Source organism: Paenibacillus sp. Lou8.1 (assembly GCF_024213565.1).
Taxonomy (GTDB): Bacteria; Bacillota; Bacilli; order Paenibacillales; family Paenibacillaceae; genus Paenibacillus; species Paenibacillus polymyxa_B.
This window is the reverse complement of record NZ_JANAVN010000011.1, coordinates 141,316-157,051: the sequence shown is the minus strand read 5'-3', so window position 1 is coordinate 157,051 and position 15,736 is coordinate 141,316. Positions and strand designations below refer to the sequence as shown.

Annotated in this window: 15 protein-coding genes; 5 read left to right on the top strand and 10 right to left on the bottom strand. The window is 46.2% G+C overall.

Going from position 1 to position 15,736, the window contains the following annotated elements; genetic code table 11:
- Nucleotide 1: 1 nt before the first annotated feature.
- From NLX78_RS17090 to NLX78_RS17080, 3 genes are all read right to left on the bottom strand, one after another.
- A complete protein-coding gene (locus tag NLX78_RS17090) occupies nt 2–754 on the bottom strand; it encodes an amino acid ABC transporter ATP-binding protein (protein WP_254351061.1) in 753 nt (250 codons plus the stop codon).
- Between the two features lie 14 nt (nt 755–768).
- Entirely contained in the window at nt 769–1,437 is a 669-nt protein-coding gene (locus NLX78_RS17085) for an amino acid ABC transporter permease (RefSeq protein ID WP_023989825.1), read from the bottom strand.
- A 73-nt stretch (nt 1,438–1,510) separates the two neighbouring features.
- Nucleotides 1,511–2,362: an amino acid ABC transporter substrate-binding protein gene (locus NLX78_RS17080; protein ID WP_069290151.1), complete on the bottom strand. Its 852-nt coding sequence runs from the start codon at nt 2,360–2,362 to the stop codon at nt 1,511–1,513.
- 278 nt (nt 2,363–2,640) lie between these two features.
- Between NLX78_RS17080 and NLX78_RS17075 the strand changes: the two genes are divergently transcribed.
- A complete protein-coding gene (locus NLX78_RS17075) occupies nt 2,641–3,942 on the top strand; it encodes an MFS transporter (RefSeq protein ID WP_069290152.1) in 1,302 nt (433 codons plus the stop codon).
- Nucleotides 3,943–4,068: 126 nt separating this feature from the next.
- On the opposite strand, the gene NLX78_RS17070 is transcribed toward NLX78_RS17075, so the two are convergent.
- A complete protein-coding gene (locus tag NLX78_RS17070; RefSeq protein ID WP_025686368.1) occupies nt 4,069–4,326 on the bottom strand; it encodes a GlsB/YeaQ/YmgE family stress response membrane protein in 258 nt (85 codons plus the stop codon).
- A gap of 300 nt (nt 4,327–4,626) precedes the next feature.
- On the opposite strand from NLX78_RS17070, the gene NLX78_RS17065 reads away from it, so the two are divergent.
- Nucleotides 4,627–4,890, top strand: a complete 264-nt coding sequence (locus NLX78_RS17065; RefSeq protein WP_013311446.1) for a YkgJ family cysteine cluster protein — start codon at nt 4,627–4,629, stop codon at nt 4,888–4,890.
- A 36-nt stretch (nt 4,891–4,926) separates the two neighbouring features.
- The gene (locus NLX78_RS17060) at nt 4,927–5,877 is read left to right on the top strand and encodes an acetylxylan esterase (protein WP_254351060.1); all 951 of its coding nucleotides are present in this window, start codon (nt 4,927–4,929) and stop codon (nt 5,875–5,877) included.
- A gap of 168 nt (nt 5,878–6,045) precedes the next feature.
- Here NLX78_RS17060 and NLX78_RS17055 read toward each other — a convergent pair whose 3' ends face one another.
- A complete protein-coding gene (locus NLX78_RS17055; RefSeq protein WP_069290154.1) occupies nt 6,046–6,369 on the bottom strand; it encodes a DUF3817 domain-containing protein in 324 nt (107 codons plus the stop codon).
- 152 nt (nt 6,370–6,521) lie between these two features.
- Between NLX78_RS17055 and NLX78_RS17050 the strand changes: the two genes are divergently transcribed.
- Nucleotides 6,522–7,526: an LLM class flavin-dependent oxidoreductase gene (locus NLX78_RS17050; protein ID WP_235308923.1), complete on the top strand. Its 1,005-nt coding sequence runs from the start codon at nt 6,522–6,524 to the stop codon at nt 7,524–7,526.
- 320 nt (nt 7,527–7,846) lie between these two features.
- Here the strand turns inward: NLX78_RS17050 and NLX78_RS17045 are convergent, their stop codons facing one another.
- The 4 genes from NLX78_RS17045 to NLX78_RS17030 all read right to left on the bottom strand — a co-directional run bounded on the left by NLX78_RS17045 (nt 7,847) and on the right by NLX78_RS17030 (nt 13,250).
- Nucleotides 7,847–9,469, bottom strand: a complete 1,623-nt coding sequence (locus NLX78_RS17045) for a cellulase family glycosylhydrolase (RefSeq protein WP_069290156.1) — start codon at nt 9,467–9,469, stop codon at nt 7,847–7,849.
- A 407-nt stretch (nt 9,470–9,876) separates the two neighbouring features.
- Nucleotides 9,877–10,161, bottom strand: a complete 285-nt coding sequence (locus NLX78_RS17040; RefSeq protein WP_230486410.1) for a hypothetical protein — start codon at nt 10,159–10,161, stop codon at nt 9,877–9,879.
- Between the two features lie 193 nt (nt 10,162–10,354).
- The gene (gene dhaK, locus NLX78_RS17035) at nt 10,355–12,115 is read right to left on the bottom strand and encodes a dihydroxyacetone kinase subunit DhaK (RefSeq protein WP_254351059.1); all 1,761 of its coding nucleotides are present in this window, start codon (nt 12,113–12,115) and stop codon (nt 10,355–10,357) included.
- A gap of 1 nt (nt 12,116) precedes the next feature.
- Nucleotides 12,117–13,250, bottom strand: coding sequence for a glycerol dehydrogenase (locus tag NLX78_RS17030; RefSeq protein WP_254351058.1), 1,134 nt, complete (start codon nt 13,248–13,250; stop codon nt 12,117–12,119).
- A 189-nt stretch (nt 13,251–13,439) separates the two neighbouring features.
- Here NLX78_RS17030 and NLX78_RS17025 point away from each other — a divergent pair, with 189 nt between their 5' ends.
- Nucleotides 13,440–14,471 (top strand): PocR ligand-binding domain-containing protein, encoded by a 1,032-nt coding sequence (locus tag NLX78_RS17025; RefSeq protein ID WP_254351057.1) that lies wholly within the window; start codon nt 13,440–13,442, stop codon nt 14,469–14,471.
- 171 nt (nt 14,472–14,642) lie between these two features.
- Here NLX78_RS17025 and NLX78_RS17020 read toward each other — a convergent pair whose 3' ends face one another.
- A complete protein-coding gene (locus NLX78_RS17020) occupies nt 14,643–15,575 on the bottom strand; it encodes a DUF2167 domain-containing protein (RefSeq protein WP_254351056.1) in 933 nt (310 codons plus the stop codon).
- Between the last annotated feature and the right edge of the window lie 161 nt (nt 15,576–15,736).

Sequence of the window (15,736 nt, the reverse complement as noted above, 5' to 3'; positions counted from 1 at the left end):
TTTATTCTGCTTCCCCGCTTAGACGATTCAAAAATTGAATAGCCCGCGAACTGGTCGGCTGCTCCAAAACCTCATGCGGCGTACCCTGCTCAACGATTACACCCTGATCCATCAAAATCACATGGTCCGCCACCTCAGCTGCAAACTTCATTTCATGGGTGACAATAACCATGGTCATCCCTTCAGCAGCCAGTTGCTTTATGACCTTAAGCACCTCACCTACTAACTCAGGATCAAGCGCAGAGGTCGGTTCGTCGAACAATAGTACCTCAGGTTCGACAGCCATTGCCCGGGCAATACCGACCCGTTGCTGCTGTCCTCCCGATAACTGATGAGGATAGGATTCTGCTTTATCAGCCAACCCCACTTTTTTTAGCAATTCCAATGCACGTTTGCGCGCCTCGTCCTTGCTCTTTTTCTGAACCGTGACTTGTCCCTCCATCACATTTTGTACGGCTGTCATATGCGGGAAGAGGTTGTAGGATTGAAATACCATCCCTGTCCGCTTGCGCAGCGCCAAAATGTTTTCTTGCCGGAGCTTCGTTCCTTTCGCAAAATTCAGTGCAATATCCCCTACTTGGATCTCTCCTTGGTCAGGAACCTCCAGCAAATTCAAGCAGCGTAAAAGCGTTGTTTTACCAGAACCGGAAGGACCGATGATAACAAGCACTTTCCCCTTACCCAACGTCACGTCAACACCCTTAAGTACTTCCAGCGAGCCGAACGATTTGTGTATATTCCGAATTTGGATCACCGGTACAATCTCCTTTATCTGACGGAAAAACGGCCTAGTCGCTTCTCCAGGTAATTTTGCAGCACAGTCAAAATGGTGCTAAACAGCAGGTAAATAACTCCCGCCTCGGTATACACCAATAGCGGTTCGTATGTGGTAGCTACAATCTGGTTAGCCGTTCTGAACATTTCCACATAGGTGATGGTCGCAGCCAGTGAGGTATCCTTCACCAAGCTGATGAATGAATTAGCCAACGGAGGTACGGACACACGGGATGCTTGCGGAAGCACGATACGACGCAATACTTGCCAGCGCGTCATTCCCAAGGAGTACCCCGCCTCCCATTGGCCTTCCTGAATGGATATGATAGCCGCACGCATAATTTCAGAGCTATAAGCCCCTACGCTGAGAGTAAAGCCGATCACTGAAGCAATAAACGGGTCCAGTGTAATACCTACGGAAGGTAAACCATAGAAAATAATATACAATTGCACCAGCAAAGGAGTTCCTCGAATCACCCATACATAGAAGCCGAAAATCAGCTTGAGTATTCTCCATTTGGACAGCCGGGCCAACGCTGTAATCAGCGCCAGCACGAGTCCAAGAGCAAAGGAGATGAGCGTGAGCGGAATCGTAAAAGAAACCCCTGCTTTTAGCAGAGGCAATAATGAATCGATAATGATTTGTATTTGGCGATCATCCATTGTACAGACATCCTTTGAAAAGATAGGTTTGGGAAGATTCGGTTCGACTTGGCGAACGTTGGGTCTTCATTTATTATTTGGATACGTCGGCTCCAAAATATTTCTCGGAAATTTTCAGGTACGTACCGTCAGCCTTCATATCAGCCAGCGCTTTGTTTACTTCCTTGATCAAATCTTCGCTGCCTTTATTGAATACAGCTGCGCTGTGTGAAGCATCTGAAGATTCGTCCACCTTTTTAATTGGTGCGTCAGGCTTTTGCTTTTTCAGATCAAGATAGGATAATCCATCATTGACGGTCGCATCCACCCGCTTGGAAGTCAGGAGGTCAATGGCTTGGTTGAATCCCTCTGTTGCCACAATTTCTGCGCCGTTGCTTTTCGCGATTTGAGTCAGGTTACTGGTCAGGGACTGCCCAGCCTTTTTCCCTTTTAGATCAGCAAATTTCTGGATGTCTGTATTGTCTTCGCTTACGATCAGAACTGCCTTGGAGACAATATACGGATCAGAAAAATCATATTTTTGCTTGCGCTCATCTGTAATGGATACTTCATTAAACACCGTGTCAAACCGCTTGGAGTTCAACCCTGCGAATATGCCGTCCCATTGCGTCTCGATAAACTCCGGTTGTACACCCAGGCGTTTGCTCACTTCAGTCGCAATATCGACATCGAAGCCTGTCAGTTTACCTGCAGCATCGTGGTAGGTAAACGGAGCATAGGTGCCTTCCGTGCCAATTCTTAGCTTGCCGCTTGCTTTTACAGATTCAAGAGTAGCTGTAGCAGTAGTATCTGCTTTTCCATTATTAGATCCGTTATCTCCGGTAGATGCATTATTGTTACTGGCGCCTTTATCGTTGTTACCGCAGGCCGAAACCAGCAATGCCATCACGATGAGTACAATCGGCAAAAAACTAAATTTTTTCATGGTATCCACACTCTTTCCCTTTTTCTTGATAACCTAGCACGCGGCTGGTCATTGAATAGTACATCATTCATTTTCACGCGTCAATGCTTTTATCCAATAATCCCTATGCAAAAGGTAAGCTATATATCTTTGCAGCCTAAAGTTATTCTAGGTTGACTCTTTCATTGGCAGGCTATTCATTATAACTCCCCTCACTGCAACTTTTTCTGTACCCTTACGTTAGAGATTTCGTATAATAGGTTTTAATATGCAGTTTAGAAATATACCGGAGTGTGATCATGGATACCCAAAATTCAACCTTATCCTCTACATCACCTGAAGGAAGTCACTCGGCCTGGGCTACCTTCACTTCACCTTTAAAACAATCCAAAGCGTTCACTTTGTTGTGGCTTGGACATTGGATCGCAATGTTGGGGAGCTCAGTCACCACAGTCATTTTGCCACTGGTTATCTATTCCCTAACAGGCTCGACTACTATTATGGGACTGGCGATGACTGTTTATATGTTGCCTAACGTACTTATTCTGCCTTTCGCAGGCATGATCGTGGATAGAATTGACCGAATTCGTCTCCTTCTGTTTACGAATATCGCCCGGTTTGGACTGATGTTCATTGCGGCGGTGCTGATGTTTACAGGCGGAATGAAATTGCCGGTTCTATTCGTTGGCCTAGCGTTGTACGGATTGATGGACGGTATCTTTAATCCTGCTTATTCTGCCTTACGTGCACAGGTATTCACACCGGACATACGCAATGCAGCCAACGCACTTAGCCAGATCAGTATACAAGCCGTCCGTCTACTTGGCCCTCCGTTAGGAGGCTTCATTGTATCTTTTTCCTCACCTGGTGTCGGCTTTGGACTGGATTCTATCGCTTATCTGATATCTTTTGCCTGCTTTTGGATGTTAAGCGCTCATTTGGCCTCCATCATCGGCAAAGGTCAGGTAGATCCAGAACAGCAAGATCAGGGTAAGCAGCATTTTCTCAAGGATTTTATCGCAGGCTTTACCATTCTCAAAAGCCACCCCTGGCTATGGATTACGATTCTTGCCTTTTCCTTCATTAATATTTGTTATTCAGGCATTATCGCTGTACTCATTCCGTGGCTGTTCAAGGTTCATCATGGCTACAGTCCAGTCGTATACGGCATTGCGATGGCAAGTAGCGGCATTGGCGCTATGCTGGGGGCCTTTGTGTATGGATCACGCAAGCATTGGAAGCATCGCGGTCTACTCGCTTACTTAGGAGCTTTTGTCAGCGGTCTTGCTTTACTACTGTTGTCTGTAGTCACTTGGATGCCAGGACTGATTATGAGCATGATGCTCGAAGGATTTGGCATTATGATATTTGCGATTATCTGGGAGACAAGCCTCCAGGAATTAGTCCCAGCCGAGTCTTTTGGACGTGTAGCTAGTCTGGATCTAATGTTTTCCTTTGCCCTGCTCCCTGTCGGCTATCTGGCAGTAGGTGCTGTGGCAGATAAGCTTGGTGGTATGTTCACAATTGGCATGTTTGCAACCATCGGCATGTGTATCGTGCTGGGCGTTCTAAGTGTTCCTCATATCAGGCGGTTTCAATAGGAAAAATTCGTCATTTTCCTCAAAAAAAGCTGCTCCCACAGGTTCATTTTCGAACCTTGCGGAAGCAGCTTTTTTCATTTTAGTCCTAATCCCCATAGGGGCTAGTCTATTCAATGATTCGTAAAGTTAACCCCTGCTCCGTCCAACGGAACGGAAGATCAAGCTTACAATCACGACCAGCACAATCGCACCAATTAATGCAGGAACGATGTAGAACGATCCGATTTCAGGACCCCAGTCTCCCAGAATCAAGCTACCCAACCATGCACCGATAAAGCCAGCGATGATGTTACCTATCACGCCACCCGGAACATCACGACCTGCGATAATTCCTGCCAACCAACCAATAATACCACCAACAATCAATGCCCATAACCAACTCATTTTGCGTCACCTCGTTTAAGTTTTTATCGTTGTGTTCTATTATTAACCACTCGAACTCCTTTTGAACACACAGAAGACAAATGGTTAATATTACCACCGAACGAAACACTGATTTAGGGGCTTGATACCATCCTACGTGCCTCTACGACTATTTATACACCCCTAGTGTAAAAAGTGTGTCTAATGTGCGCTTATCCTTGTATTCCTGCTTTTTTTGTGCCATCCTCACATTATGGCTTCATTAATGTCACTTCATGCATAAGTTACAAAAATAACAGATTAATTAAGGAGTGACCCCAACTGGAGTGTCGAGTAGGATGTGCCGCCTGCTGTATTGCCATTACGATTTCTTCCCCTATTCCTGGCATGCCAGATGGAAAACCAGCTGGTGTTCCTTGCCCTCAGTTAACTTCCGATTACCGTTGCCGATTGTTTGGCAAACCTGAGCGCCCAGTTGTATGCAGTGGATTCCATGCTGATGAGGATACGTGTGGAAGCACTAATGAAAGAGCATTTGAGCTGCTAAGAGAGCTGGAGGAGTCAACTTTACCGGGTAAAGCTTAAGGAAAAGTTCATTCTATATGAAGGAGAATTTTGATTATGAATGTTATTGAAAAAAGAATTGCCGAATTGAAGCAATATCGGCCTGATCTTACCGCCCCGAAGGATATAGATTTATTCTGGGCCAATACACTGGAAGAAGTTCACGCCAAACCTGTACATGCGTTCAAAACTCTCGTACAAACGCCATATCCTCATATTCTTGCTTACCGAGTTACTTTTGAGGGTGTCGATGATACGCCTCTGCATGCCTGGTATGTACGCCCCCGATTTGCCGGAGATCAAAAGTTGCCGTGTATCGTTCTGTTTCATGGCTATACAGGCGGAAAAGGCTATCCTGAAGATTATTCCTCTTGGCTCATGCTTGGCTTTGCGGTATTGGCCGTAGATGTGCGTGGCCAGGGAGGAGAAACGGGAGACCGTCTGGGTGATCCTCATGGTACGGTTAAAGGCTGGGTAACGAAAGGAATATTGGACAAGGATACCTGCTACTACAAAACGATTACAACCGATGCCCTTAGAGCCGTAGATTGGGTAGCGGAGCAGTCGGATGTCGATTCGGCTAAAATCGCAATCAGTGGCGCCAGTCAGGGCGGCGGGCTTTCATTAATGGTGGCTGCGCTCAGCGATAAAGCTGCCATTACGGTAGCGGATATCCCCAATATGTGTCATATGGATTTTGGTATGATGAATTCTACCAGTTCCCTGACGGAAGCAGCTGAATTCGCCAACCGATTTCCGGAGCATTTGGAGCAGGTACTACATACATTAAGTTATTTTGACGTGATGAATCTGGCTCATCGCATTCGTACCCCGATCATGGTATCGGTAGGGTTCAAGGATACGGTGTGTATGCCAGAGACGATTTTCGCCGCTTATAACCGTATTGAATCACCGAGAACGATTGAAATTTATCCGTTTACCGGACATTGGGTTGAAGGCTTTCAAAGACGCAAAACGGCAGAATTTTTAGTTCAGCATTTTTCTTAATTCGATTTCCAACGCTCGAAAGTACAATATATAGAATGATTCCTCCGGTGCACAAAAAAAGAACACCACGCATCAAACTGCGTAATGTTCTTTTCTACTGCATCGGGGCCAGTCCCGCTTACGCCCGACAAACTCCTCGACAACTCACACGAAACAAATCTTCTAAGATTACGATGCAGCTCGCTGTTCTGCTGCCGAATCCCCTGCCCATTTTCGCACCCAAACAAAATCCATAATCATCAGACCAAACGGGATGAAGGAGGCAAACATAATAAAAAGAGGCCGCCGTATAGACCAGTGCAGTGCTGTTTTTCCATAAATTAAAGCAACGAGGAGCAACAAAAAGCTCACCCGGTATATGTTTCCAATTACCATAACCGCCTGGGTCATGCCCGCAGCTTGCAGGGGCTGGTGGGTGAATAGTATCGCCAAATAAGCTATAGCTTGAATCCAGAGCATGAGTCGGACACGCCCCAAAGGTGTTCTTAACACAAATTTAATCCCCTCTCCATAAGCAAGGATGTTCTCTCATCCTTTACACATCCTTTATTATAACGAAAAGGTTCCCAAACTCCAACCTATCCATTTTTGAGTTTTGACCTAATGAGTTGTGTCTGATACAGTTGTGTAAGAGGTGATTATAAATGCTTAAACTGGGTATACTGGACCAGTCTCATATTCCTGAAGGCGGTACTGCTCAGGATGCATTATCCAATACAACAGATTTAGCGCGTGAAGCTGATCAACTGGGATATAGCCGTTATTGGGTATCCGAACATCATGCGTCCAAAACACTAGCGCACTCCAGCCCTGAGGTGCTTATTGCGCATTTGGCTGCTCACACATCACGCATTCGTGTGGGTTCAGGCGGTATTATGCTGCCACACTACAGCGCGTATAAAGTCGCCGAAAACTTCCGCTTGCTGGAGGCGCTCCATCCAGGACGCATCGACCTGGGAATAGGACGTGCTCCCGGTGGTTTACCCCTGGCTACTCGTGCCCTGCAGGAAGGCAAGTATCAATCTGTCGAACAATATCCACAGCAGATTCTTGATTTAATCGACTACTTCCATGATTCGGTGCCTGACAATCATCGATTTGCCGGTCTTCATGCCTCCCCGATGATATCGACCGTTCCTGAATTATGGTTGCTCGGCTCCAGCGGAGAGAGCGCCAGATTGGCCGCGATGATGGGTGCCTCCTATGCCTTTGCCCAATTTTTCGGGACTCCAGGTGGTGTAGAAGCTACCGCACGTTACCACGAGCAATTCCAGCCTTCGATCCTAGGTGATAAGCCCCATTCCATGGCGGCAGTTACGGTGGCCTGCGCGGAAACCGAAGAGGAAGCTGAGCAGCTGGCGTCCAGTGCTAGTTTGTATTTCCTTTTGCTCATGCAAGGTAAAGAAATGAGTTCTCTTCCGTCGGTGAAAACAGCAATGTCCTATCCGTACACGGAGTTGGATCGTGAGCGGCTGCGTCAGTCTGCAGCCTGGCGTGTTGTTGGTACCCCTGAACAGTGTAAAGAACAGCTGCTAAGACTGGCTGAGCAGTATCGTACCGATGAGTTACTGGTCGTTTCATCCATTCATGACTTTGATAAACGTATTCAGTCCTACCGTCTGCTGGCCAAAGCTTTTGCTTTGGTATAGACGCAATTGAACGGAGGCTGAGCTTCTGAAACATTAAAACCCCCGCCTGCCTATGATGGCAACAGCGGGGGTTTGTCGTAGAGAAGGGTTCATTGGAACCAACCCCTCTGCACTATGGAAGTAATTCAAGCACCACAAAAGTCGAATATCATATGGTACTTTGGTAGTATATAAACCGACACTAAAGGGTGGGTCGTCCACTCCTAAAGTTCCAGTATCCATATACCAAAGACGTATGCTTTATACTCCAAAGCTTAGAAAGATTGCACCCTAAAGTCCCAATCTTTACTCGTTTCGATAAAGTTAGTAACGGTTAAATTCTAAGGTTCTATACCCCAAACCAGCTTACCCTGCTGATATACAGTGCCATGGTCCCAGTCTGCGAATGCTGTTTGGGTAGCACCATAGGAGTAATCGTTGGTCTCATCAAAATTGCTCCAATTTGCAGCATGAATCCGGGGTTGAATTTCTCCACTTTCCCCGCCAGGCTGAATCGTTCCCGCTCCATCTGTGAAAGAAATCTCCACATATTTATCAGCCTTGGACTTTGGATTCGGCAATGTTACAAAAGTTGCTTTTACCTTTTCAGTGCCAATCCTAGCCCAGTCCACAAAAAACTGTTGAGCTTGTTTGCTTTCATCTGTGTAATAGTAGCGAATTTTTAGATCACTCAGCTTCACAGCTGTTTTTCCTGTGTTTTTGATATTAAATTCAGGACGGATTGCGTTATCCTTGGCGTTCGTGTCACCAGTGCGATACTGAAGCACAATCCCTTGATCGTTACTGCCTGGTGTACTTCCTCCGTTGCCGTTATTGCCGCCGTTGTTGCCACCACCGTTATCACCGCCAGTATTGCCAGTATTGCCATCTCCGCCGTTATCCCCACCGTTGTTTCCGCCTCCACCATTGTTGCTGGAGCCTTCCAGAATCGCCTGTTTTACGAATTTGCCGGAAGCCGACAATTGCGAATCAGGCCATCCGCCCTTACGGTCAGCACCAGGCAACAGCGCAGCAGAGGTCTCATTTTTATCTGCCAGCGACCAGTTAGTCCAGCTGATTCCACGGCTTGCAAGAAAATCAGTCCATACTTTGGATTCATTCAGGAACGGACCACCGTTACCCGAAGCATCGCTTGTACCCCACTCGGTAGCAAATATGCCCACGCCTTTGTTCAGCGCATAATCGACCCGATCGCGCAAGTACTGTCCATGCGTACCCGCATAGAAATGTACGGTATACATTGTATTCTTGTCTGGAAGTGGATGGTCTGCTGCATCATGTACATCCTGACTCCATGTGCCTGTTCCTACAATAATAATATTGTCCGGGTCCTTAGCTCGAATAACCTGAGATACCTCAGACGCATAAGGTCGGATTTGATTGTTCCAGTTCACATTCCCATTCGGCTCATTGGCAAGTTCATAGATTACGTTAGGCAAATGGCCGTACTGAGTCGAAAATTCATTAAAGAAAGCTTTGGCTTCATTTTTATGAATGTTCGGATCGCCATCTGAAAGAATGTGCCAGTCAATAATGACGTACAAGCCCAGTTTCTGTGCTGCCTCAATCGCTTCCTTCACTTTATTTTTCAAAGAAGGGTTGGCAATATAACCATTTTCTTCAGTGTACAGTGCAACCCGGAATACGGAAATGCCCCAATCGTCCCGTAGCCATTTCATAGAGTCCTGATTTACCAGATCCCCAAACCATTGGACGCCGTGAGAGCTAATCCCTTTGAGTTGTACAGGTTTACCGTTTTTATCCACCAGTTTACCATTTTTTACCGAAAGTTGTCCGTAACGTTCCACAGGGGTCGTCCCGGCAGCCTCCGCTGTTTGCGTATTCCAGTTGAATCCGTTCGTTAACGTTAATAGCAATACTGCTGTTAGCATCACCGCTACTCTTTTTGCGATCCTTGGCAGGACCCATTGCCCATTCATCATTTACACATTCCTTCCTTTTTATAAAGTAGATGAGACTTATCAGTACGTTGTTCTCCGCTCTTTCGCCCCCTCCTTCATATAACAAGAGGATCAGGTCCAAACATTGATGTCACTTACCTGTATATGGATGATACTACTATTATAGTTAGTTTCATGTTACATTTCGACTTTATGATTGAAAATGAACAGGAAGTCACGGTTTTGGGATGTGTTCTGCTTGGTTGGCTACTATAGAATACTAAAGGGACAAAAGACTCATTTACCGATTGCAAAATTCGGAGAATTTTTAGTTGTTTGATAAAAAAAGACTGCTTCCCGATGCCTTGGCTCGGTATAGCAGTCTTATAGATGATCTTATATGTGATCGATTAATGTTACAAATTTCGTCTTAACGTAGGATCTCCCTATTACCCCTGAGCAGTTGCTTGAGGTTCTTTGGTCGTCTGATCTTCCTTCATATCGCCGCCATCCGTCGCTTGATCTGTCAGTACAGTCTCAGATGAGTTACCTATTACCTTGTCAATAAGTTGCAGCCAAGGTTCTTCACTACCTCCACAGCTCTCAATATCACCGAGCAGGGACTCTAGCGTGGTTCCTTCTTCTGGCAAATCAATAACTAAACTGTCTTCGTCAACTTGGATGGTGCAGCAGGTTTTCATTGTAAATCCCTCGCTTAATTCATATTTGAGCATGCAGTAAGCTAGCTCAGATGGGATGAACTCCCATGGATTCCGGGATAAGCCCTTTGAATCCGTCTGAAATTATAAACCTAATGCACATCAATTGCAATGAACAAACCTTGAATTTTTAAGAATTAGCGAGTGTTACAGGCAGGAATGGATATCTAAACGAAGTGTTCGCGCCAGTAATTTTGGATTTATAGAATTAGTTCAAACATTCAGCAAGCTCCGTAAAAATCACTCCAAGCGCATAAGCCCCCGCGTCTGGATAACCAAGGCTTCTCTCTCCTACCGTTCCAGCACGGCCCATGCGCGCCACGATGTCTTCCGTCTTTTTGGCCCCTGATACAGCGGCTTGAGCACCTCTTATAAAGGCTGTCTTCACGTCAAAATCTAATTTCGCGCTCTCCACCCAGCTATCCGCACATGGCACTAATGCATCTATAAGCGTTTTATCGCCAACGGCGGCTCCTCTGCCAAAAGAACGTTCGCCTGTCGATTGTATGCCTTGCACCGCAGCCTGCATCATATCCGCGAATTCAGAAACGGTGAGTTCGCTTCGTTCGCCCGCAGATCGTGCCGATGCGCGAAATGCTGAGCCCCAGATCGGACCCGAAGCGCCACCGCAGTATTCCATGATGACGAGCGAGCATGAATGAAGAAAGGCTCCCATCGTCAAAGAATCTTGATTCAGGATGTCTCTCCATTCCCGTTTCAGCTGACGAAATCCCTTAGCAACGCTCATGCCAAAGTCGCCGTCGCCTGCATGAGAGTCAAGATCGCAGAAAGATACCTCATTCTTGATGATAACCTCACTCATCTTATCGACTAGGTAAATAAGATTGTTCAACGTAACTTTGTTGTTCTCAATAACCGCGAAGGCAGGGTCCGTTTCTACCCTAAAGGATACTTGCCGATTTTCGTCTACTACAGTTGAAATATCCGTGAATACGACATGATCAACAGGTCCAGCCACCTTGAACGCAGGTGCGTTGCTTTCATAGGAGAGGAGCGTTTTCAGTTCGTTGTCCAGCTTCATGATGGAAACCGAGATACCTGCCATATCGATACTCGTCATATAATTGTTGACAAAAGTGCGATCGATCGTGATCCCCTTCGCTGCTAGTTCGCGAGTGACCGAATAGTTGAAAAGGTACAGTTCTTGCAGAGGCGTACCGCCGAAACCATTGATCAACAGGGCGATTTCTCCGCTGAAGCCAGTTTCGATCTGCATGTCTCGAAGGAGATCGATTACCATTCTGCCTGCCAGCGTATCCGCATCCGTCAGCTTCTCGCGGCTGGTCCCAGGCTCGCCGTGAATGCCGACGCCGTACTCGATTTCATCATGCCCGAGCTCTAATGTTGGCGTGCCCTTCGCCGGCACGGTACACGAAGTCAATGCGAATCCGATACTGCGTACATTCGCAGCGGCTTTCTCGGCCACTGCTTTAACTTCCGCCAGACTCCGGCCCTCTTCCGCCGCTGCACCCGCGATCTTATGGACAAGTACCGTTCCCGCCACCCCGCGCCGTCCGACTGTATATAGGCTGTCTTCTACAGCGATGTCGTCCTCAACCTTTACATAGTCCACTTCCAGACCGTCTTCAGTGGCCAAATGGGCGGCGTTTCTAAAGTTCATAATATCGCCGCTGTAATTTTTAATAATCAGCAGCGCACCTTTTTTCCCGGTTGTCGCTCGGATGGCCTGATATACTTGAATCTGTGAGGGAGAGGCGAAGACATCACCGCAGACCGCGGCATCGAGCATCCCTTTGCCAACGAAGCCGGCATGGGCGGGCTCATGCCCGCTGCCACCGCCGCTGATGAGCGTTACTTTCTCCGCGTTCAATTCCTTTTTCTTGAGCACTTTGTATTTTGGCAGAAATTCCAATTCGGGATGCGCAAGCGCAATACCACTGCACATCTCAAGGACCAAATTTTCCGCACGGTTGATGACCTTTTTCATGCTACTTTACCTCCGCTTTGTACTGGCTCCCGATACGGTCGGCCGCAGCGATTGCCGCTGCAACCTGCTCCACTGTGACCGGAAACGGCATGGAATGAATCGATTCCTCCAGAATGCAAGCCTTTGCAGCTACTTCCATGAGTTCTTCCTGGCTGATATGATCGACGCCGATATCAGCCAAGCAGACCGGTAAACCGACGGCTAAACAGAAATCAAGGACCTGATGTAATTCTTCCGTGGGTGCGTTTTCGAGCACCAGCTGTGCGATCGTGCCGAAGGCAACTTTCTCTCCATGATAATAATGATGCGTGCCTTCCAAAATCGTGAGTCCATCATGAATTGCATGGGCCGCCGCAAGTCCGCCGCTTTCGAAGCCGAGGCCTGAGAGTAAAATATTAGTTTCAATGATATTTTCGAGTGCTTGCGTAACTTGGTTTTCATCACATGCCGCTTTTGCTTTGGCACCGTCTTTCAACAGCATTTCATAGCATAGCGTTGCAAGTGCAATCGCCGCATTCGTACCTACTGCTGGTGCACACTGTCCTTCGCGCACTCCGTTAGGCAGTCCGGCATTGACCCTGGAGTAAGAACGAGAAGTCGCACGGGCTTCAAAGTAAGTTGACAGTGCATCACCCATCCCTGATACAAGGAATCGGGTTGGTGCATTAGCGATAACGGTGGTGTCGACTAATACGACACTCGGACTTTGCTTAAAATAGGCGTAATCGTCGAAAGCGCCTTCTGGGGTGTAAAGAACGGCCGAGTGACTTGTCGGTGCATCCGTCGCAGCAATCGTCGGACAGATGATTAGCGCTTCCCCTTGAGCCACGCATTTCGCCGCGTCGATCGCTTTCCCACCGCCGAGACCTACGATACAATCGCATCCATTCGCAGTAGCAATTTCCTGAAGTCTAGACACTTCCTGTTTGGAACACTCACCCATAAAACCGCTTTCAATAAAGGTTACGTTATATTTACCCAAAGTGGAATCAAGCTTATCTTTTACCCGCGCCACATCGGCAGGATGCGCAATCAATAAAGCGGATTTGCCGAAAGTGCTCACATAGTAACCCAAATTCAACAATTCGTTTTCACCTTGTACATATTTGCTTGGGCTGATAAAAGCTTTTCTCATCTATAATTCCTCCTTATGATTGTGTTGGCTTCGTTCTGATTAAAACTATAACCGAACCATGTAAACTTTACATTGGAGGAATCAAGGAATATATTATAATCTACAATCGTATTTTTTTGCACTGGAGATCACGAATTGTACTTTTTTGTTATTGCTTACAGGATAATTTACCATTAAGGGATGAGAATCTTGATACGTGAACATTTGAGCATCCAGAAAATCTTTGATTTGAAAAAGTGGGAGCAGTTGCAGGATTCATTAGCATCCGTTACCAAATTAGCCATTCTCACCGTCGATTATAAAGGGAATCCCGTAACTAGCCACAGCCAATGCCAATCGTTCTGCAAAAAGGTTCGCCAGGATGTGAATCTCCTTCCTTACTGCCAAAAATGTGACTCTCGTGGTGGACTTGAAGCGGTGCGTTCCAACAAACCTTATATTTATCTCTGTCATTATGATATCATCGACATCGCGGTACCGATCATTATCGACGATAAGTACATCGGCGCCGTCATGGCAGGTCAGGTCCGCTTAGCCGATCCTTCGAGCGCCTTACATCTCGAGCAAATCCTCACCTCAAAAAATGAAAAACTGTACAGTTCCAAATGGGAAGAACTTAAGAACGACTACGCCGATCTGCCGTCCATGACCTATCAGGAAATTCAGACGATCTCCAGCATGTTATCCTTATTGTGTAATTATATTGTTGAAGAAGCGATGAACAAAAATCTTCTCGCAGAAATGTTCGAGAAGGCGTCGGCCACACAGTCCACTCCACAGTTGTCCGAGATCCTTCCTGGCTACTCGTTGGAGCATATCGAAAACCTTAAGAAAGAAATGAATAATTTCTTAGCAGATGCCTATCTGAATTCCTCAGGAGAGGTGGATATTTCGTGCGGAAATCCCGTACTAAAACCCGCCTTCGAATATATTTTTGAGCACAAAGGTGAAACTTTTTCTCTGAAAGCCTTGGCTGACTTGTGCCACATTAGCCCAAGCTATTTTAGTCGGCTGTTTGCGAAGGAAACGGGGGAGAACTTTTCCAGCTATCTTTCCCGCCTGAAGATTAAATGGGCGAAGCAGTTGCTCGAAGCTACAGATATTCCGGTATCCCAGATCAGTAGCGAGCTCGGCTTCAATGAGCCAGGGTATTTCATCAAAATATTCAAAAAGTATGAAGGCACTACGCCCGCGGTGTACCGAAAGTATTACAAGGGATAAAAAAACGAAAAACAGATGATTCACGGGTCTAACGTCACCATGATCATCTGTTCATATTGTTGTGCTCAAGTTACGTATCCAGGTGTGCTTTTCAGGCTGCCTGAGATTGTGATTTGCGCTCAACCACCATCCCCTTTTTATCAGCAAATTTTATGGATTGTTTCTTTATCTTTACTGAAGTGTTTCTGACTGATCCTGGACGTTCGTTTCATTGTGCATGGATTCCGATTTTTTCTTGCGAAATAATTTGGCAAAAAACTTGCCTATCACACCAAACACACCCGCACAAGCTGCACCGATAAGTATGATAACCTTAATTCCCGCGCCCTTAAAAAAAGCAATGAGTAATGCCAACAAGCCTACTTTTTTAGCTACTGCCAAGCCTGCTCCTCCCAAAATCAATCCGGTTAGGCCGTATTCGGAAATTTTGTCCGTTGAAGCATTAAAATCCTCATACCGCTCACCTGATTTGACTGTCAGCTTGGGTAATATATTCTCATTCAAAAACTTCTTATCTGCGTCCAAATGCGCAGGATCGGACACTAATATTGCAGAGATATAACCCTGACGAGTGAGCAAACGAACATTATAATTGATCAACTTTTCCTTGTTCCCATCCTCCGCCAACATAGACCAGGTTAGATTATGGCTCGCTTCATTATAAAAAGGCTCCACATCCCAGCCCGTAACATACAGACGATCACTTTCCGCTTTTTCCTTGTTACTCTCTTCCGTACCCTCTTTATAACTATCTAGAATGGCATTCGCATCGATGTCTTCTTTTTCATCATCCTTGATGTGTCCAAGTTCATAGTATTCAAAAACAACTTCCCAATTTTGATTTTCATCTTTCGGAAATATACTCCCAATTTCTTTACCAGATGGCTTCTCGTGATTCATTTCGCTTATCTTTGCTGTGTTAGCTGCATCTAGGAAAAGAAGAGATGAGTCCAGTTCGACCGCAGCCATTTTTCCCAGGTCTACCTTTCGGCCACCTTCAATCCATTTTAATTGTTCATTGGATGAGGCCCACGCGTTCCCCCCACTGAGTAACACCAGACTAAGCGCCAACAGCGCTCCAAAAATCGTTTGGCTCCATTTCATTTTGCTACTACATCTGTTATCTAGTCTCTTGTTCAAAACTCATTAGCCCTTTATAAATTCCAATATCTCCCGTATCCCCAACCATATTAGCCACTGCTTCTTATTTTGTCAATTCACAGTGGCAAAGGGAGTTTCCGAGACTTAATACTCATTTTTATGCA